This is a genomic window from Methylobacterium sp. J-048 (assembly GCF_022829515.1).
In the GTDB taxonomy this organism is placed as follows: Bacteria; Pseudomonadota; Alphaproteobacteria; order Rhizobiales; family Beijerinckiaceae; genus Methylobacterium.
This window is the reverse complement of sequence record NZ_JAKSYL010000283.1, coordinates 1-18,588: the sequence shown is the minus strand read 5'-3', so window position 1 is coordinate 18,588 and position 18,588 is coordinate 1. Positions and strand designations below refer to the sequence as shown.

Annotated in this window: 22 protein-coding genes; 19 read left to right on the top strand and 3 right to left on the bottom strand. The window is 69.4% G+C overall.

What is annotated here, in order from left to right:
- Window positions 1–317 precede the first annotated feature (317 nt).
- From MKL09_RS27545 to MKL09_RS27535, 3 genes are read left to right on the top strand one after another with little or no spacing between them, the layout of a single operon-like run.
- Complete coding sequence (locus tag MKL09_RS27545; RefSeq protein ID WP_244025159.1) at window positions 318–1,466, top strand: ceramide glucosyltransferase; 1,149 nt, start codon at window positions 318–320, stop codon at window positions 1,464–1,466.
- A gap of 25 nt (window positions 1,467–1,491) precedes the next feature.
- On the top strand, window positions 1,492–2,178 hold the full coding sequence (locus tag MKL09_RS27540; RefSeq protein WP_244025158.1) for a DUF1045 domain-containing protein: 687 nt from the start codon (window positions 1,492–1,494) through the stop codon (window positions 2,176–2,178).
- A complete protein-coding gene (locus tag MKL09_RS27535) occupies window positions 2,171–2,803 on the top strand; it encodes a chloramphenicol acetyltransferase (RefSeq protein ID WP_244025157.1) in 633 nt (210 codons plus the stop codon). The genes MKL09_RS27540 and MKL09_RS27535 overlap by 8 nt, the downstream gene beginning before the upstream one ends.
- Window positions 2,804–3,001: 198 nt before the next feature.
- On the opposite strand, the gene MKL09_RS27530 is transcribed toward MKL09_RS27535, so the two are convergent.
- Entirely contained in the window at window positions 3,002–3,430 is a 429-nt protein-coding gene (locus MKL09_RS27530; RefSeq protein ID WP_244025156.1) for a nuclear transport factor 2 family protein, read from the bottom strand.
- Between the two features lie 110 nt (window positions 3,431–3,540).
- Between MKL09_RS27530 and MKL09_RS27525 the strand changes: the two genes are divergently transcribed.
- From MKL09_RS27525 to phnE (MKL09_RS27495), 7 genes are all read left to right on the top strand, one after another.
- Window positions 3,541–3,894, top strand: coding sequence for a winged helix-turn-helix transcriptional regulator (locus MKL09_RS27525; RefSeq protein ID WP_244025155.1), 354 nt, complete (start codon window positions 3,541–3,543; stop codon window positions 3,892–3,894).
- A gap of 215 nt (window positions 3,895–4,109) precedes the next feature.
- On the top strand, window positions 4,110–4,958 hold the full coding sequence (phnC, locus tag MKL09_RS27520) for a phosphonate ABC transporter ATP-binding protein (protein ID WP_244025154.1): 849 nt from the start codon (window positions 4,110–4,112) through the stop codon (window positions 4,956–4,958).
- Between the two features lie 120 nt (window positions 4,959–5,078).
- Complete coding sequence (gene phnD / locus MKL09_RS27515; RefSeq protein ID WP_244025153.1) at window positions 5,079–6,008, top strand: phosphonate ABC transporter substrate-binding protein; 930 nt, start codon at window positions 5,079–5,081, stop codon at window positions 6,006–6,008.
- Between the two features lie 134 nt (window positions 6,009–6,142).
- A complete protein-coding gene (phnD, locus tag MKL09_RS27510) occupies window positions 6,143–7,063 on the top strand; it encodes a phosphonate ABC transporter substrate-binding protein (RefSeq protein ID WP_244025161.1) in 921 nt (306 codons plus the stop codon).
- A 101-nt stretch (window positions 7,064–7,164) separates the two neighbouring features.
- Window positions 7,165–8,091 (top strand): phosphonate ABC transporter substrate-binding protein, encoded by a 927-nt coding sequence (gene phnD / locus MKL09_RS27505; RefSeq protein ID WP_244025152.1) that lies wholly within the window; start codon window positions 7,165–7,167, stop codon window positions 8,089–8,091.
- A 16-nt stretch (window positions 8,092–8,107) separates the two neighbouring features.
- Window positions 8,108–8,998, top strand: coding sequence for a phosphonate ABC transporter, permease protein PhnE (gene phnE / locus MKL09_RS27500; RefSeq protein WP_244025151.1), 891 nt, complete (start codon window positions 8,108–8,110; stop codon window positions 8,996–8,998).
- Window positions 8,995–9,864: a phosphonate ABC transporter, permease protein PhnE gene (gene phnE / locus MKL09_RS27495; RefSeq protein ID WP_244025150.1), complete on the top strand. Its 870-nt coding sequence runs from the start codon at window positions 8,995–8,997 to the stop codon at window positions 9,862–9,864. Before phnE (MKL09_RS27500) ends, phnE (MKL09_RS27495) begins: the two co-directional genes overlap by 4 nt.
- A gap of 69 nt (window positions 9,865–9,933) precedes the next feature.
- Here the strand turns inward: phnE (MKL09_RS27495) and phnF are convergent, their stop codons facing one another.
- On the bottom strand, window positions 9,934–10,677 hold the full coding sequence (gene phnF, locus MKL09_RS27490; protein ID WP_244025149.1) for a phosphonate metabolism transcriptional regulator PhnF: 744 nt from the start codon (window positions 10,675–10,677) through the stop codon (window positions 9,934–9,936).
- 79 nt (window positions 10,678–10,756) lie between these two features.
- Between phnF and phnG the strand changes: the two genes are divergently transcribed.
- The 8 genes from phnG (at window position 10,757) to phnN (ending at window position 17,077) form a co-directional block, all read left to right on the top strand.
- A complete protein-coding gene (gene phnG, locus MKL09_RS27485; RefSeq protein ID WP_244025148.1) occupies window positions 10,757–11,224 on the top strand; it encodes a phosphonate C-P lyase system protein PhnG in 468 nt (155 codons plus the stop codon).
- 2 nt (window positions 11,225–11,226) lie between these two features.
- Window positions 11,227–11,814, top strand: a complete 588-nt coding sequence (gene phnH, locus MKL09_RS27480; protein ID WP_244025147.1) for a phosphonate C-P lyase system protein PhnH — start codon at window positions 11,227–11,229, stop codon at window positions 11,812–11,814.
- A gap of 2 nt (window positions 11,815–11,816) precedes the next feature.
- Window positions 11,817–12,923, top strand: a complete 1,107-nt coding sequence (locus tag MKL09_RS27475; RefSeq protein WP_244025146.1) for a carbon-phosphorus lyase complex subunit PhnI — start codon at window positions 11,817–11,819, stop codon at window positions 12,921–12,923.
- Between the two features lie 215 nt (window positions 12,924–13,138).
- Window positions 13,139–13,930, top strand: a complete 792-nt coding sequence (locus tag MKL09_RS27470) for an alpha-D-ribose 1-methylphosphonate 5-phosphate C-P-lyase PhnJ (protein WP_244025160.1) — start codon at window positions 13,139–13,141, stop codon at window positions 13,928–13,930.
- Window positions 13,927–14,700: a phosphonate C-P lyase system protein PhnK gene (gene phnK / locus MKL09_RS27465; protein WP_244025145.1), complete on the top strand. Its 774-nt coding sequence runs from the start codon at window positions 13,927–13,929 to the stop codon at window positions 14,698–14,700. The genes MKL09_RS27470 and phnK overlap by 4 nt, the downstream gene beginning before the upstream one ends.
- Complete coding sequence (gene phnL / locus MKL09_RS27460; protein WP_244025144.1) at window positions 14,697–15,401, top strand: phosphonate C-P lyase system protein PhnL; 705 nt, start codon at window positions 14,697–14,699, stop codon at window positions 15,399–15,401. The genes phnK and phnL overlap by 4 nt, the downstream gene beginning before the upstream one ends.
- A 9-nt stretch (window positions 15,402–15,410) precedes the next feature.
- Window positions 15,411–16,547, top strand: a complete 1,137-nt coding sequence (locus MKL09_RS27455; RefSeq protein ID WP_244025143.1) for an alpha-D-ribose 1-methylphosphonate 5-triphosphate diphosphatase — start codon at window positions 15,411–15,413, stop codon at window positions 16,545–16,547.
- Window positions 16,547–17,077, top strand: coding sequence for a phosphonate metabolism protein/1,5-bisphosphokinase (PRPP-forming) PhnN (phnN, locus tag MKL09_RS27450; protein WP_244025142.1), 531 nt, complete (start codon window positions 16,547–16,549; stop codon window positions 17,075–17,077). Before MKL09_RS27455 ends, phnN begins: the two co-directional genes overlap by 1 nt.
- 115 nt (window positions 17,078–17,192) lie before the next feature.
- Here phnN and MKL09_RS27445 read toward each other — a convergent pair whose 3' ends face one another.
- On the bottom strand, window positions 17,193–18,056 hold the full coding sequence (locus MKL09_RS27445; protein ID WP_244025141.1) for an outer membrane protein: 864 nt from the start codon (window positions 18,054–18,056) through the stop codon (window positions 17,193–17,195).
- A gap of 310 nt (window positions 18,057–18,366) precedes the next feature.
- Between MKL09_RS27445 and MKL09_RS27440 the strand changes: the two genes are divergently transcribed.
- A partial coding sequence (locus MKL09_RS27440) for a GTP-binding protein (protein WP_244025118.1) occupies window positions 18,367–18,588 on the top strand: 222 nt, incomplete at its 3' end.

The following is an 18,588-nucleotide window of genomic DNA, read 5'->3' as shown; positions in this document are numbered from 1 at the left end:
GGGCGTGCCGATCGACCGGGACGCCCTGGTGGCGCAGGCCGGCCTCGATCTGCGGGTGGCGCCGAACGCGACGCTCGGCGTGTCCTATACCGGCCAGGTCGGCGCCCGGGCGCAGGACCAGGCGGTCAAGGGCAACCTCACCCTCCGGTTCTGACGAGAGCATGCGGGTCGGCCTCCCGGGCCGGCCCGGGACCTGTCACACGACTGACGCCGTCCGGCCGCTAGAGCCGCGCCCACCGGGTGCGGCTCTAAGTCGTTGATGCGACGCGTGCTCGCCGGCGAGCCGGGCCGATCACGAGCGTACACGAGGGATCCGCATGATTGACCCCACGGTGCTGGCTCTGTCCCTCGGTGCACTCCTGGCCCTGGTCCAGATCGTCAGCATCACGATCGCGGGTCGGCGCATCGGCAAGGTCCACGGCGCGTCCACCTTCCCGACCGGCGCCCCCGTCTCCCTGGTCCGCCCGCTCCACGGGATCGAGGCGTTCAGCGACGAGATGCTGGCCCGCAGCTTCCGGCTCGCCTATCCGGCCTACGAGCTGATCTTCTGCGTGGCCGACCCGGACGATCCGATCGTGCCGCGGGTGCAGCGGCTGATCGCCGACCACCCGCAGGTGCCGGCCCGGCTGATCCTGGGCGACGAGCGCATCAGCGACAATCCGAAGCTCAACAACTGCCTGCGCGGCTGGCGCGCCGCCGCGCATGACTGGGTCGTGCTCGCCGATTCCAACGTCGCCATGCCGCCGGACTATCTCCAGCGGCTGCAGGCCGCCTGGCGGGACGAGACCGGCCTGGTCTGCTCGACTCCGGCGGGCGCCCGGCCGGGCAGCTTCATGGCCGAGGTCGAATGCGCCTTCCTCAACACCCTGCAGGCGCGCTGGCAATACGCCGCCGAGGCGTTCGGCCTGGGCTTCGCGCAGGGCAAGAGCATGCTCTGGCACAAGCCCTTCCTGGAGGCCCGGGGCGGCCTGCAGGCGCTCGCCTCCGAGATCGCCGAGGACGCCGCCGCCACCAAGCTGGTGCGAGCCGCCGGCAAGCGCGTCCATCTGGTGGCGAGCCCGTTCGAGCAGCCGCTCGGGCCGCGGGGTTTTCGCGAGGTCTGGGCGCGGCAGCTGCGCTGGGCCCGGCTGCGGCGGGTGACCTTTCCGCTGTTCTTCGCCCCGGAGATCGGCAGCGGCGTCCTGCTGCCGGCGCTCCTCCTGACGCTCTGGTCCGGCAGCCTCGCCGGGCTCGCGGGCGCTGCCGCCCTCGCCGGGCTGTGCTATGGCGCTGAAGACCGGCTTGCGGCTCATGCGCGCTGGCATCGCGGGCCGCGGATGTGGGCGGCGTTCCTGGTGCGCGACACGCTGATTCCGGCGATCTGGCTGGGGGCCTGGGTGCAGAGCGCCATCGTCTGGCGCGGCAACGCCATGGATGTGCGCCCGCGCCGGGCGAGCGTCGACCGCGCCTGCGCGCCGACGGCGTGACCGCGCGGGGGCCGGAGGTCGACACATGACGCGCCGCTACGCCCTCTACTGGCTCCCCGCACCCGACTCGGGGCTGGCGGCCTTCGGCAATGCCGTGCTCGGCTACGACAACGCCGCCGGCGTCCCTGTCCCGCATCCGGACGGGTTCGGCGATCTGACCGCCGTCACGAGCGGCGCCCGGGTCTACGGCTTCCACGCGACCCTGAAGGCGCCGCTGCGCCTCGCGCCGGCAGCCGAGGAGGCCGACCTCCTGGCGATGGCCCGGGACCTCGCGGCCGGGCACCCGCCGGTGGCGCTTGGCCCGCTGCGGGTCGCCGCGCTCGGGCCGTTCCTCGCCCTGGTGCCCGAAACTCCGCCGCCGGAGCTCGGCCTGCTCTCCGCCGAATCCGTCGCCGCCCTCGACCCGCTGCGGGCGCCGCTCTCGGAGGCCGAGCGCGCCAAGCGCCGCCCGGAGCGCCTCGACCCGCGCGGCCGGGCGCTGCTCGCGCGCTGGGGCTACCCGTATGTCTTCGAATCCTTCCGGTTCCACATGACGCTGACCGATGCCCTGGCGGAGCCCGACCGTGCCGCCTGGCTCCACCGCCTGACCGAGGCCTACGCGGCGTCGAGGCCGGAGCCCGCGGTGATTGACGCCGTCTGCCTCCTGTCCCAGGACGGGGCCGAGCCGTTCCGGCTCCTGGCGCGGCTGCCGTTCGGGGCCGCCCATGGCTGAGCGGCATCTCGGCCCCAATCCCGCCATCGATCCGAGCGCCCGGGTCGCCGAGTGCCATCTCGGCCGCTACACCGAGATCGGCGCCCGCACGCGCCTGACCGAGACCGTCCTCGACGATTATTCCTACATCGCCCAGGACGGCGAGGTGATCTACACCACCATCGGCAAGTTCTGCTCGATCGCGTCCCACGTGCGGATCAACCCGGGCAACCACCCGATGGAGCGCGCGAGCCAGGCGCATTTCACCTACCGGGCCCATGCCTACTGGCCCGAGGAGGTGGACGAGGATGCCTTCTTCGAGCGCCGCCGGGCCAGCCCGGTGACCATCGGCCACGACGTCTGGATCGGCCACGGGGTCGTGGTGCTGCCGGGCCGCACTATCGGTACCGGCGCCGTGGTCGGCGCGGGGGCGATCGTCACCCGCGATGTCCCGGCCTACACGATCGTCGTCGGCAATCCGGCCCGGCCGGTGCGCCGCCGCTTTCCCGAACCGATCGCCGAGCGCCTGGAGCGGCTCGCCTGGTGGGATTGGGACCACGAGCGCCTGCGCCGGGCGCTGCCGGACTTCCGCGTGCTCTCGGCCGAAGCGTTCCTGGAGCAGTACGCGAGCTGGGCGGGTGCGTAGCGTTTCGCCATATCGGGCGTCCGCGGATTCCAGTCCGATCTTATATTCGGATTGGGCACGCGAGCGGCCGCGCATGTTGGAAAATCCGTCTCCGTCTTCGGCCTTTGGTTCCAGTCCGGGCGTTTTCAGGCGTAGTCGGGGCCTCGTGTCATCAAGGGGCTCGATGCGAGCCACGCCGAAGATCAAGACGTTCGGAAATTAGATCTTTCCCAAGCTCGCGTTGATCGCGGCGGTGTCCGCGATCTGTCGGAATGCCACGATGGATGCATCGCGGACCGTCCAAACATGCGCGAAATCCGCTTCGGTAATAACGCCGGACTTGCTGCGGATGCGATAGAGGCCGGTCGTGACGACGGTTTCGCCGTCAGCCATGAATGTCTTCGGATGTGTTTCATAGGCGCTGAAATGCGCCTTCACGGATGGAAAGAAGCGATTGATGACGTCGTCCCTCCCGCGATAGATCCCGCCTGAAGGAAAGCTCTCCAGCACCCGCCATTCGATCTCCGACCACAACAGATCGGGATTTCCGGTCCGGTACCAGTCTTGCACGACCTCCAGTGCGCCGCTGTCCATCATCGCCTCCATTCTTGCCGTCGATGGCTTCCGGATCGGGAAACCTGACAGCACGCAGAAAGCGTCCTGTTCTTCGACTTGCTGAATGAGAGACAGGATAGGTATCGTGCCGGACTGCGCAAGAACGCACAGAGAAAGCAGATAGTGTCGAAAAGGATACCGCTATGGCGCGCGCTCGTCATTCGCGTCTGGATTGCGGGCCGGGCTGCCCGGTGGAAGCGACACTTCAGCTGATCGACGGAAAATGGAAGGGCGTGATCCTCTTTCATTTGCTGGCCGGTCCGATACGCTTCGGTGCGTTGCAACGGATCTTGCAAAACTGCACGCAGCGGATGCTCACCAACCAGCTACGGGATTTGGAGGCGGACGGGCTCGTTGATCGGAAAATCTATCCTCAGGTGCCGCCCAAGGTTGAGTACAGCCTGACCGCCCGCGGCCGGACGCTCGAGCCTGTGATCGTGGCGCTGAAGACATGGGGTGAAACCCACGGGGTTGCATCGATACCGGACGCCGCATGAGTTGACGCGGGCGCGATGTCCCTGCGCGGCTCGATGGAGAGCGCTGATGCAGATGCAGCGTTAGGCTGCGCAAGCTCCGTCCAACCGTCGCGACGGCTTTCCGGGCACGGTGACACCACATTTGTGCGCCGACTAAAGAAATCAAGCCGTATTCGTCATTCAACCGTCGTAGAACCGGCGTTTAGCTGCAGCCATTCCGCAGCGGATGGAAGTTTATGCTCGTCGTCGAGGATCTCACGCGTCAATACGGCGGCCGCCGGGCCGTCGATGGCGTGTCGCTGCAGATCGAGCGCGGCAGCTTCGTCGGTGTGATCGGCCGATCGGGAGCTGGCAAATCGACGCTTCTGCGCCTGATCAACCGCCTCGCCGATCCGAGTTCGGGCCGCATTCGCTATGACGACCACGATGTCACCAGCCTGACCGGTCGGCCCCTGCGGGAGTGGCGCACCCGCTGCGCCATGATCTTCCAGCAGTTCAATCTGGTCGGCCGCCTCGACGTGATGACCAACGTCCTGATGGGCCGCCTCAGCCACGTTCCGACCCATCGGTCCCTGCTCCGGATGTGGTCCGACGAGGACCGGGCCATGGCGCTCGCCGCCCTGGAGAGCTTCGACATGGGCGAGTTCGCCGGCCAGCGGGCCGACGGCCTGTCGGGCGGGCAGCAGCAGCGCGTCGCCATTGCGCGCGCGCTGGTGCAGGAGCCCGAGATCCTGCTGGCCGACGAGCCGGTGGCGTCCCTGGACCCGCGCAACACCCGCTTGGTGATGGATGCGCTGGCCGCCGTGAACCGGCGCTACGGCATCACGGTCCTATGCAACCTGCACTCGCTGGACCTCGCGCGGGCCTATTGCGACCGCCTCGTCGGGCTCGCCGCCGGCCGGGTGGTGTTCGAGGGCGGCCCGTTCGACCTCACCGAGGACGTGGCGCGCCGGCTCTACGGCCTGGAGGCCGGCGAGGTGCTGGACGATTCCGCGGAGCGCGAGGCCGAGCAGCGGGCGGCCCTGCCGGGGCTGCCGGGCCTCGTGCCGGCCGAGCCCGTCCGCGAGGCCGCCATCGGCGCTTGAGGTGAGATTCGCGCGTACCGGGCTCGCCGCTCCGGCAACGACGGCTGGGAAACACTTTGCCGGACCGGCGATGGGACGGGTCGCCGACCCACCGCCAGAGAGTGACCTTAGGACGACCCGATGATCACCCGACGCATCCTTGCCGCCGCAGCAGTTTCTCTTGCCTTTCTCGGCTTGCCTGCCGTCGCCCAGGATTGGAAGGCCAAGTATCCCGAACTGACCCTGGCCGTTATCCCCTACGAGGATGCCAGCGGCACAAACGCCCGCTTCGGCCCCTTGGCGGCCTACCTGACCCAGGCGGTCGGCGTGCCGGTGAAGCTGAGGGTGGTCGGCGATTACGCCGCGGTGATCGAAGGTCAGCGGGCCGGAAACATCCACATCGCGTTGTACGGGCCTGCCTCCTTTGGCCGGGCCGTGATGACCGGCGTGAAGGCTGAGCCGATCGTGAACTCCAAGCACGAGACCGGCCTCTCGGGCTATTATTCGGTCCTCTACGTGCCGGCCTCCAGCGCGTACAAGACCGTGGCTGATCTCAAGGGCAAGACCCTCGCCCTGGTCGATCCGAACTCCACCTCCGGTAATCAGGCGCCACGTTATTTCCTGAAGCGGGCCGGCTTCGACGTGGATAAGCACTTCGGCAAAGTCATCTTCGCTGGAAGCCACGAAAAGGCCATTCTGGCGTTGGTTCAGGGCACCGTGGATGCAGCCGCGAACCATTGGAATTCGCAGACGGACAGTGTTGTCACGCGCATGATCACCAAGGGCATGCTGAAGAAGCCCGACGGCACTCCGATGCAACAATCGGATTTCAGAGTGTTGTTCAAGTCCGGCTTTTTGCCGGAAGGTCCCTACACCATGCTGGCCAGCCTTCCCGATGATCTGAAGATCAGGATCCGCGACGCCTTCTTCGACCTGCCTCAGGCCGACAAGGTGACATTTGACCGGATCTCGGACGGCAAAGATCTCGACCTTACTCCAGTAAAGATCGAGGATTATCAGTTCATCATCAAGATGCTGAAACTGAACGAACAAGAGCGAAAGCGCATCTGAGCCGATCCGCCCCACGGGCTGCTGCTCCGCAATGTTTTACCTCCGGCGGTACCGCTTCGCCGTCGGGCCGAAGTCGCCCCGAGCCTGCGGTGGCTCACCGATCTCACACGCTTCGCACTGACGAAGGACACATGATGATCACCCGACGCGTGGTTGCCGCCGCCGCCATTTCGCTCGCCCTGTTCGGCCGGCCAGCTGCCGCTCTCGATTGGAAGGCGCAGGTCCCCGAGCTGACCCTGGCCGTGGTCCCGGTTGAGAATGCCAATCCCACGACCGAGCGCCATGCGCCGCTGGCGGATTACTTGACCCGAAAGCTCGGCGTGCCGGTGAAACTGCGGGTCGCCAAAGACTACGCCGCCGTCATCGAGGGCCAGCGGGCCGGTGCCATCCACATCGCGTGGTATGGACCGGCCTCTTACGCTCAGGCCGTCCTGAGCGGCGCGAAGATCCAGCCGCTGGTCACGCAGAGGCACGAGAACGGCTCGACGGGCTACAACGCGGTGATCTACGTGCTGGCCACCAGCCCGTACCAGTCGGTCGAGGATCTCAAGGGCAAGACCCTCGCCTTGGTCGATCCGGACTCGACCTCCGGCAACCAGGCGCCGCGCTACTTCTTGAAGCGGGCAGGCGTCGATCTGGACAAGCATTTCGGCAAGACCTTCTTCGCCGGCAGTCACGAGAATGCGGTCGTGGCTCTGGCCCAAGGCAATGCCGATGCGGCGGCGAATTACTGGACCTCGGATTCCGAAACGATGGTCACCCGCCTGACCGCAAAGGGCCTGCTGAAGACGCCAGACGGCAAGCCGATGTCGCAGTCGGATTTTCGGATTGTCTTCAAGTCGGACTTCCTGCCGTACGGGCCGTTCGCCGTGCTCGCCAGTTTGCCGATCGACTTGAAGGCAGAGATCCGGGCCGCCTTCATGGCTCTGCCGCAAGAGGACAAGGGCGCCTTCGACCGGCTCTCCGACGGCAAGGATATCGGCTTCGCGACCGTGAAACTCGCGGATTACGAGCCGATCGTCGAGATGCTGCGTTTCAATCGGGAGCAGCACTGAGCAGCATGCGCCGGTGCCGCGAAGTCGGGCTTTGCCCGATCGGCGTGCCGGAACCGCCGCCAAGCGATCCGAAGCCTCATATCACCGAGAAAGGCCATCCGATGATCACCCGACGCACTCTCGCCGCCGCCGCGGCGCTCGCCCTCTTCGGCCTGCCGGCCGCCGCCCAGGAGTGGAAGGCCAAGTATCCCGAGCTGACCCTGGCGGTGATCCCGATGGAGAATGCCAGCGGCACCAACGACCGCTACGCGCCGCTGGCGGATTACCTGACCAAGACGGTCGGCGTGCCGGTGAAGCTGCGGGTGGCCAGCGACTACGCCGCGGTGATCGAGGGCCAGCGCGCCGGCAACATCCAGATCGCGTTCTACGGCCCGGCCTCCCTCGCCCGGGCCGTGATGACCGGCGTGAAGATCGAGCCGCTCGTGAGCCCGCAGCACGAGACCGGCGCCGCAGGCTATTACTCGGTGATCTACACCCTGGCCTCCAGCCCCTATAAAACCGTCGAGGACCTCAAGGGTAAGAACCTCGCCCTGGTCGACCCGAACTCCACCTCCGGCAACCAGGCGCCGCGCTTCTTCCTGAAGCGGGCCGGCTTCGACGTGGACAAGCATTTCGCCAAGGTCGTCTTCGCCGGCAGCCACGAGAATGCCGTGCTGGCCCTGACCCAGGGCACCGTGGACGCCGCCGCCAACCTGTGGAACTCCGAAACCGACTCGATCGTCACCCGCATGATCACGAAGGGCATGTTGAAGAAGCCCGACGGCACGCCGATGCAGAAATCGGACTTCCGGGTGGTGTTCAAGTCCGACTTCCTGCCGGAAGGGCCCTATGCCGTGCTGGCGAGTCTGCCGGACGACCTGAAGGCCAAAATCCGCCAGGCTTTCGTCGACCTGCCGAAGGCCGACAAGGCGGCGTTCGACAAGCTGTCCGACGGTAAGGACCTCGGCCTCATCCCGGTGACGCTGAAGGATTACCAGCCGATCATCGACATGCTCAAGTTCAACGACGAGCAGCGCAAGAAGTCCTGACCGCAATCCGGATCGGATGCCGGCCTTGCGCGGCCTGACACCCCTGCCGCCGGAGCGGGCAGCCGCTCTCTCCGGCCTGTACGCGGCGGCGAGCGGCGCCGCCCGCCGCCGCACGCTCGCGAGCTTCGCGGTCGTGGCCCTGCTGGTGCTGCTCGCCGGTCTCGCCGCCGAGGTGCGGCCGCTGGTCTTCGTCGAGAATATCGGCAAGTTCACCGCCTACCTCGCGCAGATCTGGCCGCCGGTCGGTCTCGATCATCCGCTGGAGGATGTGCGCGCCTGGTACTGGGGCCTGCCCGGCTGGCTCGCCCTGCTCGGCGAGACCGTGCTGATGGCCTATCTCGGCACCCTGCTCGGGGCGGTCGCGGGCTTCGCCCTCAGCTTCGCCGCCGCCGCCAACCTGGTGCGGTCGCCCGCGGTGCGTTTCGTCGCCAAGCGCTTCTTGGAGGTGTGCCGCACGATTCCCGACGTAGTGTTCGCGCTGTTGTTCGTGATCGCCTTCGGCCTCGGCCCGATGGTCGGCGTGCTGGCCCTGGCGGTCCACACGACGGGCGCGCTCGGCAAGCTGTTCTCCGAGGTGGTCGAGAATATCGACATGCGCCCGGTCGAGGGCCTGTCGGCCTCGGGTGCGAGCTGGATCGAGACCGTGCGCTTCGGCGTGCTGCCGCAGGTCCTGTCGAATTTCGTCTCCTACGCGCTGCTGCGCTTCGAGATCAACGTGCGCGGGGCGGCGGTACTGGGCTTCGTCGGCGCCGGCGGCATCGGGCAGGAGTTTCTGGCCGCGATCCGCAACTTCTACTACGCGGATGTCAGCGCGATCCTCGGGCTGATCATCCTCACCGTCGTCTGCATCGACCTCGCCACCGAGCAGGTCCGCCACCGGCTGATCGGCGCCGAGGAGGCCCGATGAGCAGCGCCCGCTCCGAAACCCTGCGGGCAGCGGCCCAAGCCGATCTCGCGCACCTGCGTGCCCGCTATCCGGCGCAGTTCCGGACAGACGCCGCCGCCCGCCTGCGCGTGATGGCGGTTCTCGGGGCGCTGATCGGGCTTGCCGGCTTCGGCGCCTGGCAGTTCGAGATGTCGCCCGCGCGGATCCTCTCCGGCCTCGGGCGGCTCGGTTCCTTCGCGGTGCTGATGCTGCCGCCCTCGCCGGAGGGCCATCTCGGCACCTTCGTGCACGCGCTCGGCGAGACCCTCGGCATCGCCTTCCTGGGCACCTTGACGGCGGCGATCCTGGCCTTCCCGGTGGCGCTGCTCGCCGCCCGCAACGTCGTGCCCAACCCGTTCGCGCATTTCGCCGTGCGCCGGGGCCTCGACGTGATGCGCTCGGTCGACGTGCTGATCTGGGCGCTGATCTGGATCAACGTCGTCGGGCTGGGGCCCTTCGCGGGCATGCTCGCCATCGCGTGCTCGGATTTCGGGGCGTTCGGCAAGCTGTTCTCCGAGGCGATCGAGACCTGCGACCGGCGGCCCGGCGAAGGCGTCGTCGCCTCGGGGGGCTCGGCCCTCCACCGCATCCGCTTCGGGCTGATCTCCGGGGTGCTGCCGGTGCTGGCGAGCCAGGTGCTGTATTTCTTCGAATCGAACACCCGCTCGGCCACGATCATCGGCATCGTCGGGGCGGGCGGCATCGGCCAGTACCTCACCGAGCTGATCCGCGTCCTGGAGCTGAAGCAGGTCGCCTTCCTGGTGCTGATGATCCTCGCCACGGTCGCGGCGATCGACTGGGTCTCGACCCGCCTGCGCCGGGCGATCATCGGGCCGGCGGCGCGCTAATCAGCTCCAAGTCTTTGATCTGACGCGCTCGTCTACGCCGAACCGGTATCCACTTCGGCTGCGAGCGCTCTAGCCGCCGATCACCAGCTCGACCCGGTCGGCCGCGAACAGGGTGCGGTTCGCCTGGATCGGCGCGCCGGCGGAGTCGATGTTGACGCTCGACACCACCATGACCACCCGCCCGGGGGCGATGTCGAGGCGCTCCGCTTCCTGGGCGTCGGCCGGCCGGGCGCGGATCCGCGTCGAGAGCCGGGTGTAGTCGTGGACCCCGCAGGCCGCGAAGGCCCGGGTGATCGAGCCGCGCTCGGCATAGGCCGCGGCGAAGCCGGAGAAGCGCGGCAGGGGCAGCCAAGTCTGCGCGGTCGAGATCGGGGCATCGTCCGCCCGGTGGATCGTCAGCAGTTCGAGGATCGGCGCGCCCGGCTCGATTGCCAGCGCCGCCACCTGCTTGGGGCCGGCCGGGACGGTGGCCGAGGCGAGCAGGTCGCCCCAGGCCTCGCGCCCCGCTCCGGTGACGATCTCGGAGAAGCGGGTGCGCGGGCCGATCGGGTAGGCCAGGGGCGCCTCCTCGACGAAGGTGCCGCGCCCTTGGCTCGCGCGCACGAGGCCTCCCTCCGCCAGGGCGGCCAGCGCCCGCCGCACCGTGTGCCGGTTGACCGCGAAGCGTGCGGCGAGCGCCGCCTCGGTCGGCATCTGCTGGCCCGGCGCGTACCGCCCGGCCGCGATATCGGCCGTCAGCGCGTCGGCGATCTGCCGCCACGCCGTCAGCCCCTCTCCCCGCACGAGCCTGGGCGCCTGCACCTGTGCATCCATCCTGTCATCCAAACTTCATTTGCGCCCGGCACGCTAGTTGTCTACACGACTAGACAACGGCGCGACAGAGGGATTCGCGATGGCGACGAGCCCGCTTCACCTGAGAACCGAGGAGATCGCCGCGCGGCAGGCCGTGATGGCGCTCTGCGCCGATGCCAACCGGGACGACTTGGACGCCGCCCTGCAGGCCCTCGAAGCACCCGCCGCGGAGGATCTGCGCCCGCCCGAGACCGGGCTGGTGATGGCCACGGGCCGGATCGGCGGCGACGGGCGCCCGTTCAATCTCGGTGAGGTCAGCGTGACCCGGGCGGCGATCCGGCTCCCCGACGGGGCCACCGGCTTCGCCTACCATCTCGGCCGCGACCGCACGAAGGCGCGGCTCGCCGCCACCCTCGACGCGCTGTGGCAGGATCCGGCCCGGCGCGCCCGGGTCGAGGCGGCGCTGCAACCCGCCGCCGAGAAGGCCGAGGCCGCACGCCGACAGGCGGCGCGGCGCACCGCCGCCACCCGGGTCGAGTTTCTGACCGTCGCCCGCGGGGAGGATTGAGCATGCTCGCACCCGGCTTCGCCGATGCGGTCCACGACGCGCAGGGCACGTTCCGCGCCGTGATGGACGCCCTCGCCCGCCCCGGCCTGCTCCAACGTCTCGACGCCGGGCTGGAACCCCCGGCGCCCTTGACCTCGGAACTCGCCGCCATCGCGCTGGCGCTCACCGATGCCGACACGCCGGTCTGGCTCGATGCCGGCCTCGCGGCCGCGCCCGAAGTCGCCGCCTATCTGCGCTTCCACACCGGGGCGCCGCTCACCGACGACCCGGCCCGGGCTGCCTTCGCGCTCATCCGCGATCCCGCACGCTGCCCGCCGCTCTCCCGGTTCGCGCAGGGCACGCCGGCCTATCCCGACACCGCGACCACCCTGGTGCTCGCCCTCGACGCGATCGCGAGCGGGGAGGGGCTTCGCCTCACCGGCCCCGGCATCGACGGAGCGGTCCGGATCGCGCTCACGCCTCTGCCGGAGGGGTTCGTCGCCCAGCTCGCCGAGAACCACGCGGGCTTCCCGCTCGGCATCGACCTGATCCTCACCGCCCCCGGCCGCGTCGCCGGGCTCCCGCGCTCCATCGCCGTCACCGAGGGCTAGCCATGTACGTGGCCGTGAAGGGTGGCGAAGCCGCCATCGACAATGCCCACCGGCTGCTGGCCGAGGCCCGCCGGGGCGACCCGGACGTGCCGGAGCTTACCGTCGCGCAGATCCGCGAGCAGATGGCGCTCTTGGTCGACCGGGTGATGGCTGAGGGCTCGCTCTACGATCCCGACCTCGCCGCGCTCGCCCTCAAGCAGGCCCGCGGCGATGTGGTCGAGGCGGTTTTTTTGGTCCGCGCCTACCGGACGACCTTGCCGCGCTTCGGCGCCTCGATACCCGTCGATACCGGCGCCATGGCGGTGGCCCGCCGGGTCTCGGCGACCTTCAAGGACCTGCCCGGCGGCCAGGTGCTCGGGCCGACCTTCGACTACACCCACCGGCTGATCGATTTTGCCCTCGCCGCCGAGGGCGCGACCGAGCCCGCCGCCGAGACCGAGCCGCGCGACGATGCTAGCACCTGCCCGCGGGTCACCGACCTGCTGGCCCAGGACGGCCTGATCGAGCCCTCGCCCCCGGATGACGGCGCCCCCGCGGGCGACCTCACCCGGGAGCCGGTGGATTATCCGGCCGACCGGGCCCTGCGCCTCCAGGCCCTGGCCCGGGGCGACGAGGGCTTCGTGCTCGGCCTCGGCTACTCGACCCAGCGCGGTTACGGCCGCACCCACCCGTTCGTGGGCGAGATCCGGGTCGGCGACGTGGCGGTGGAGTTCGTGCCCGAGGAGCTGGGCTTCCCGGTGCCGCTCGGCCGGATCCGGCTCACCGAGTGCCAGATGGTCAACCAGTTCAAGGGCTCCGGGACGGCGCCGCCCCAGTTCACCCGGGGCTACGGGCTCACCTTCGGGCAGAGCGAGCGCAAGGCGATGGCCATGGCCCTGGTCGACCGGGCGCTGCGGGCGGAGGAGCTCGGCGAGCCGGTGGTGAGCCCGGCTCAGGACCAGGAATTCGTGCTGGCCCACTGCGACAGCCTCCAGGCGACCGGCTTCGTCGAGCACCTGAAGCTGCCCCACTATGTCGACTTCCAGGCGGAGCTGGAGCTGGTCCGGCGCCTGCGCGCCGAGTTCGAGCAGACCCGTGACCGGGCCGAGATGCAGAAGGCCGCCGAATGAGCGCGATAGGAATGCTTCCGCGTGACGGCGGCGCTCCGGATGGAGCGCAGGTCCCCTCTCCCGTGCGGGAGAGGGACAGGGTGAGGGATGCGCCGTATCCGGAAAGACCTGATCCCTCACCCCAACCCTCTCCCGAACGGGAGAGGGGGCCCGGCGCGTCGGAGGCTGGCGAAGCCGGCTACAACTTCGCCTATCTCGACGAGGGCACGAAGCGGATGATCCGCCGCGCCATCCTGAAGGCGATCGCGGTGCCGGGCTATCAGGTGCCCTTTGCCTCCCGGGAGATGCCGATGCCCTACGGCTGGGGCACCGGCGGCGTGCAGGTCACAGCCGCCATCCTGGGCCGGGCCGACGTGCTCAAGGTGATCGACCAGGGTGCCGACGACACCACCAACGCGGTCTCGATCCGGCGCTTCTTCGCCCGCACCTCCGGGGTCGCCACCACCACCCGCACCACCGAGGCGACGATCATCCAGACCCGCCACCGCATCCCGGAGACGCCCCTGCGGGAGGGCCAGATCCTCGTCTATCAGGTGCCGATCCCCGAGCCCCTGCGCTTCCTCGAACCGCGCGAGACCGAGACGCGCCAGCTCCACGCGCTCGCCGAGTACGGGGCCATGCACGTCAAGCTCTACGAGGACATCAGCCGCCACGGGCACATCGCTACCACCTACGCCTACCCGGTGGAGGTCGCCGGCCGCTACGTGATGGACCCGTCGCCGACGCCGAAATTCGACAACCCCAAGATGGACCAGAGTCCGGCCCTCCAACTGTTCGGGGCCGGGCGCGAGCGGCGCATCTACGCGGTGCCGCCCTACACGTCGGTGCGCAGCCTTGATTTCGAGGATCATCCGTTCCGGGTGCAGGAGTTCACCGAGCCCTGCGCGCTGTGTGGCGCGAGCGGCCACTATCTCGACGAGGTGGTCACCGACGATTCCGGCGGCCGGATGTATGTCTGCTCGGACACCGACATCTGCGAGACCCGCGTGGCGGAGGCCGCCCGATGAGCACGCCGCTCCTCTCCGCCCACGGCCTGACCAAGGCCTACGGCAACCGGCTCGCCTGCGCCGGGGTCGATCTCGACGTCACCGAGGGCGAGGTGCTCGCCATCGTCGGCGAATCGGGCTCCGGCAAGTCGACGCTCCTGTCCCTGCTGGCGGGCGAGCTGGCGCCGGATTCCGGCAGCGTTCGCTATCGGATGCGCGACGGCCGGAGCCGCGACCTCGCCGCTCTCGGCCCCGCCGAGCTGCGCCGGCTGATGCGCACCGATTGGGGCTTCGTCCGGCAGGACGCCCGCCAGGGCCTGCGCATGGCGGTTTCGGCCGGCGGCAATGTCGGCGAGCGGCTGATGGGTATGGGCGAGCGCCATTACGGCCGCATCCGCGGACAGGCGCTCGACTGGCTCGGCCGGGTCGAGATCGACGCCGGCCGGGTCGACGACCCGCCGAGCCAGTTCTCTGGCGGCATGCGCCAGCGCCTGCAGATCGCCCGCAACCTCGTCACCGGGCCCCGGCTGGTGCTGATGGACGAGCCGACCTCGGGCCTCGACGTCTCGGTCCAGGCCCGGCTCCTCGACCTGATCCGGCGGCTCTCGGCGGAACTCGGGCTGGCGGTGATCATCGTCACCCACGATCTCGCGGTGGCGCGCCTGCTCTCGCACCGGATCGCCGTGATGCGGGCCGGCCGGGTGATCGAGACCGGCCTGACCGACCGGGTGCTCGACGATCCCGAGCACGCCTACACCCAGCTCCTCGTCTCCTCGGTGCTCGCCGCATGACCGCGCTTCTGACCTTCCAGGATGTCGCCAAGAGCTTCACCCTGCACCTGCGCGGCGGCGTCGTGCTCCCGGTGGTGGGCGGCGTGAGCCTCACGGTGGCGCCGGGCGAGTGCGTGGTGCTCGGCGGGCCCTCCGGGGCGGGCAAGTCCTCGCTCCTGAAGATGGCCTACGGCAACTATCGCTGCGATGCCGGCGCCATCCTGGTCCGCGACGGCCAGACCGTGATCGACGTCGCCCGGGCCGATCCGCGGGTCATGCTGTCCCTGCGGGCGCGGGTCATCGCCTACGTATCGCAGTTCCTGCGGGTGATCCCCCGGGTCTCGGCCCTCGACGTCGTCGAGGCCGCGGGCCGCGAGGGCGGATTGTCCGAGGATGAGGCCCGCGCACGGGCAAAAAACCTGCTCGCCCGGCTCAACCTGCCCGACCGGCTCTGGAGCCTACCGCCGGCCACCTTCTCCGGCGGCGAGCAGCAGCGGGTGAACATCGCCCGCGGTCTGATCGCCGACCGGCCGCTGCTGCTGCTCGACGAGCCCACGGCGTCGCTCGATGCCAGCAACCGCGCCGTGGTCGCCGAACTCGTCCACGAGAAGCTGGCCGCCGGAGCCGGCGTGCTCGGCATCTTCCACGACAGCGAGATGCGCGACGCTGTGGCGACCCGAATCGTCGACGTGACGCGCTTCGCGCAAGCCCGTGCAGCCTGAGGAGTTCCGATGAGCGACCTGATCCTCGAGAACGCGATCCTGGTCCTGCCGGACCGGGTCGAGCATGGCTGGCTCGCCGTGAGCGATGGCGTCATCGCGGAGATCGGCACCGGGCGCGCACCCGAGCGCGGCCTCGATCTCGGCGGCGATCACCTGATCCCCGGGCTGATCGAGTTGCACACCGACCATCTCGAGAGCCATTTCGCGCCGCGCCCGAAGGTCCGCTGGCATCCGCTCGGCGCGGTGCTGGCCTACGACGCGCAGATCACCGCCTCGGGCATCACCACGGTGTTCGATTCCCTGCGCGCCGGCAGCGACCCCGACGGCAGCGGCCTCGGTTCCGAGCTGAAGCAGCTCGCCGCGGCGATCGACACCGCGCGCACCGGCAACCTGTTCCGGGCCGAGCATTTCACGCATCTACGCTGCGAACTGCCCTCGGCGGACGTGCTCGACACGGTGGCGGATTTCAAGGCGCGCTACCCGATCGGCCTGATCTCGCTGATGGATCACACGCCGGGCCAGCGCCAGTTCCGCGACATGGAGAAGTACTACACCTACGCCACGCGGGGTGGCCGCACCCTGGAGGAGATCCGGCTCAACACCGAGCGCAAGATCCGGGAGGGCAAGGCCCTCAACGGCCGCAACCGTCCGGCCCTGGTTCAGTTCGCGCAGGAGATGGGCATCCCCCTGGCGAGCCACGACGACACCACCCTGGCCGATGTCGAGCTTGCGGCCGGCGAGGGCGTGGCGCTGGCCGAGTTCCCAACCACCCTGGAGGCGGCCGAGGCCGCGCATGGGCGCGGGATCACCGTGATGATGGGCGCGCCGAACCTGATCCGCGGCGGCTCGCATTCCGGCAACGTCGCCGCCCTGGCGCTCGCCGAGGCCGGCCATCTCGACATCCTGTCATCCGATTACGTGCCGGCGAGCCTGCTGATGGCAGCCTTCCTGCTGCCCGAGCAGGCCTCCGGGATTTCGCTGCCGGAGGCGCTGGCCACCGTCACGGCCAATCCCGCCCGCGCCACCGGCCTGACCGACCGCGGCGCCCTCGCGCCGGGCCTGCGGGCCGACCTGGTGCGGGTCCAGCGCGCCGAAGGGGTGCCGGTGGTCCGCGAGGTCTGGCGCTCCGGCCTGCGGGTCGCCTGATGGCGGGCTGCCTGGTCCTGGTGGTCGGCCCCAGCGGCGCCGGCAAGGATACGCTGATCCGGCTGGCGCGGGCGGAACTCGCGGGCGACCCGCGCTACGTCTTCCCCCGCCGCCTCGTGACCCGGCCTCCCTCCGGCGACGAGGACAACGACGAGATCGACGAGGCCGCCTTCGCGCGCGGCTGCGCGGCCGGCGCCTTCCCCCTGAGCTGGCGTGCGCACGGCCTCGGCTACGCCATTCCGGCGCAGGCCGCCGATCGCGTTGCCACCGGACATGTCGTGGTCTGCAACGTCTCCCGCCGGATCGTCGAGGAGGCCCGGGGCGGCGGCCTGCCCGTCAGCGTCGTCGAGGTCACGGCGCCCCCCGAGATCCTGGCCAGCCGGATCGCGGCCCGGGGACGGCCGGAGGACGGTGACCTCGCCGCGCGCTTGGCCCGCGAGGCCCGGGTCCGTGCCGACCTCACCATCCTCAACACCGGCACGCCGGACGAGGCGGCGGCCCGGCTGATCGCGCATCTGCGCGCCTGTTAGGGAACCGGCCCGAGGGCGTATCGGCACAACGAAAAGGGCGCGCGCCGGTCCCGGCACGCGCCCTTGAAGGATGGCCCGGGAGGATCGCTCCCGAGCTTGTATCGGTGGTGAAGTCCTAGAAGCCGCCGAACTTGTAGTTGAAGCCGGCGCGGACGATGCTGCCCTCGGTCCGGAAGCGCGACACGTACGAGCCGTTGCCGACACCCGGGATCGCCGCGACGAGCACGCTCTGGCTGCCGAGGTCGTAGTGCAGGTACTCGGCCTTGATGGTCACGGCGTCGTACTTGATGCCGAGATACTTGCCGACCGCGAAGGTGTTCAGGAAGCTGTCGGTCGGGATCGCGAACTCGATGCCGCCGCCGTAGGCGAAGCCGGTCTTGAAGTCGTCGTAGCGGCCGGCGAACTGGAGGGCGCCATCCGGCCGGTAGAAGTTCGCATCGTGGAACACGTTGCCGTAGGCGAGACCGCCCATGCCGTACACCAGAACCCGGTCGAACGCGTAGCCGACGCGGCCCGTGAGGGTGCCGAGCCAGTCGAGGCTCTGACGGAACTGGGTGATGTTCGGCGGGCCGCCGGCGACGTTGCCGGTACCGAGGACGACCCGGTTCTTGGTGATATCGGTCCAGTCGATGCTGTTGGCGATACCGACCACGATGCCGGAGCCGGGCGTGAACTGGTAGTTGTAGCCGGCGGTGCCGCCGATGTTGGCGAAGCCGTCCTGCGAGGTCGAGGTCAGGGCCGGGCGGCGGCCGAGCGCCACGTTGGTGGCGTTGCCCGGCAGGACGCCGGCCGTTGTGATGCGCTCGCGATCGGTGAAGGTGTAGGCCGACTCGAGACCCGCGTAGAAGCCCGTCCAGGTGAACACCGGCACCGGGGTGAAGACCGGCGGCGGCGCGGCGCGGCGCGGCAGGTCGGCGGCGACGGCGGCCGTCGAGACCAGGGCCGTGGCGGCGCTGGCGAGGAGCAACTTCTTCATCATGTCTGCGGGACCCGGGTGACCAGTGGTTGTCCCCACTTAAGCTCGGCCGCGTCAGGTCCGCTATGCCCTCCAAGCCACACTGTGTCTCGAAAGCGTCCACCGGAAACGACGAGCATCAATATCTGCGCCGTCCAATGTCTCGGGTCGGCGCTTGACAGACGGCGCCGCGCGCGGGTGCCCATGCGCGCCAGACCTTGATCGCGAGCGGCCGACCCTCTAAGCGGACCGCGTTTTTCGCCCCTCTCCGAAGTTCGGGGCGGCCGACCAGGATCCGGGGAACAGCGTGGTCCCCGCCGCAGGAATGGGAATCATGGGCAAGGAAAAGTTCTCCCGCACCAAGCCGCACTGCAACATCGGCACGATCGGTCACGTCGACCACGGCAAGACGTCTTTGACGGCGGCGATCACGAAGGTTTTGGCGGAGACGGGCGGGGCGACGTTCACGGCCTACGACCAGATCGACAAGGCCCCGGAGGAGAAGGCGCGCGGGATCACGATCTCGACGGCGCACGTGGAGTACGAGACCACGAAC

Excerpts from the sequence above, each read along its gene's own strand:
- MKL09_RS27545 (WP_244025159.1), top strand. The coding sequence starts at position 318 with ATGATTGACCCCACGGTGCTGGCTCTGTCCCTCGGTGCACTCCTGGCC.
- MKL09_RS27540 (WP_244025158.1), top strand. The coding sequence starts at position 1,492 with ATGACGCGCCGCTACGCCCTCTACTGGCTCCCCGCACCCGACTCGGGG.
- MKL09_RS27535 (WP_244025157.1), top strand. The coding sequence starts at position 2,171 with ATGGCTGAGCGGCATCTCGGCCCCAATCCCGCCATCGATCCGAGCGCC.
- MKL09_RS27525 (WP_244025155.1), top strand. The coding sequence starts at position 3,541 with ATGGCGCGCGCTCGTCATTCGCGTCTGGATTGCGGGCCGGGCTGCCCG.
- phnC (WP_244025154.1), top strand. The coding sequence starts at position 4,110 with ATGCTCGTCGTCGAGGATCTCACGCGTCAATACGGCGGCCGCCGGGCC.
- phnD (WP_244025153.1), top strand. The coding sequence starts at position 5,079 with ATGATCACCCGACGCATCCTTGCCGCCGCAGCAGTTTCTCTTGCCTTT.
- phnD (WP_244025161.1), top strand. The coding sequence starts at position 6,143 with ATGATCACCCGACGCGTGGTTGCCGCCGCCGCCATTTCGCTCGCCCTG.
- phnD (WP_244025152.1), top strand. The coding sequence starts at position 7,165 with ATGATCACCCGACGCACTCTCGCCGCCGCCGCGGCGCTCGCCCTCTTC.
- phnE (WP_244025151.1), top strand. The coding sequence starts at position 8,108 with ATGCCGGCCTTGCGCGGCCTGACACCCCTGCCGCCGGAGCGGGCAGCC.
- phnE (WP_244025150.1), top strand. The coding sequence starts at position 8,995 with ATGAGCAGCGCCCGCTCCGAAACCCTGCGGGCAGCGGCCCAAGCCGAT.
- phnF (WP_244025149.1), bottom strand. The coding sequence starts at position 10,677 with ATGGATGCACAGGTGCAGGCGCCCAGGCTCGTGCGGGGAGAGGGGCTG.
- phnG (WP_244025148.1), top strand. The coding sequence starts at position 10,757 with ATGGCGACGAGCCCGCTTCACCTGAGAACCGAGGAGATCGCCGCGCGG.
- phnH (WP_244025147.1), top strand. The coding sequence starts at position 11,227 with ATGCTCGCACCCGGCTTCGCCGATGCGGTCCACGACGCGCAGGGCACG.
- MKL09_RS27475 (WP_244025146.1), top strand. The coding sequence starts at position 11,817 with ATGTACGTGGCCGTGAAGGGTGGCGAAGCCGCCATCGACAATGCCCAC.
- MKL09_RS27470 (WP_244025160.1), top strand. The coding sequence starts at position 13,139 with ATGATCCGCCGCGCCATCCTGAAGGCGATCGCGGTGCCGGGCTATCAG.
- phnK (WP_244025145.1), top strand. The coding sequence starts at position 13,927 with ATGAGCACGCCGCTCCTCTCCGCCCACGGCCTGACCAAGGCCTACGGC.
- phnL (WP_244025144.1), top strand. The coding sequence starts at position 14,697 with ATGACCGCGCTTCTGACCTTCCAGGATGTCGCCAAGAGCTTCACCCTG.
- MKL09_RS27455 (WP_244025143.1), top strand. The coding sequence starts at position 15,411 with ATGAGCGACCTGATCCTCGAGAACGCGATCCTGGTCCTGCCGGACCGG.
- phnN (WP_244025142.1), top strand. The coding sequence starts at position 16,547 with ATGGCGGGCTGCCTGGTCCTGGTGGTCGGCCCCAGCGGCGCCGGCAAG.
- MKL09_RS27445 (WP_244025141.1), bottom strand. The coding sequence starts at position 18,056 with ATGATGAAGAAGTTGCTCCTCGCCAGCGCCGCCACGGCCCTGGTCTCG.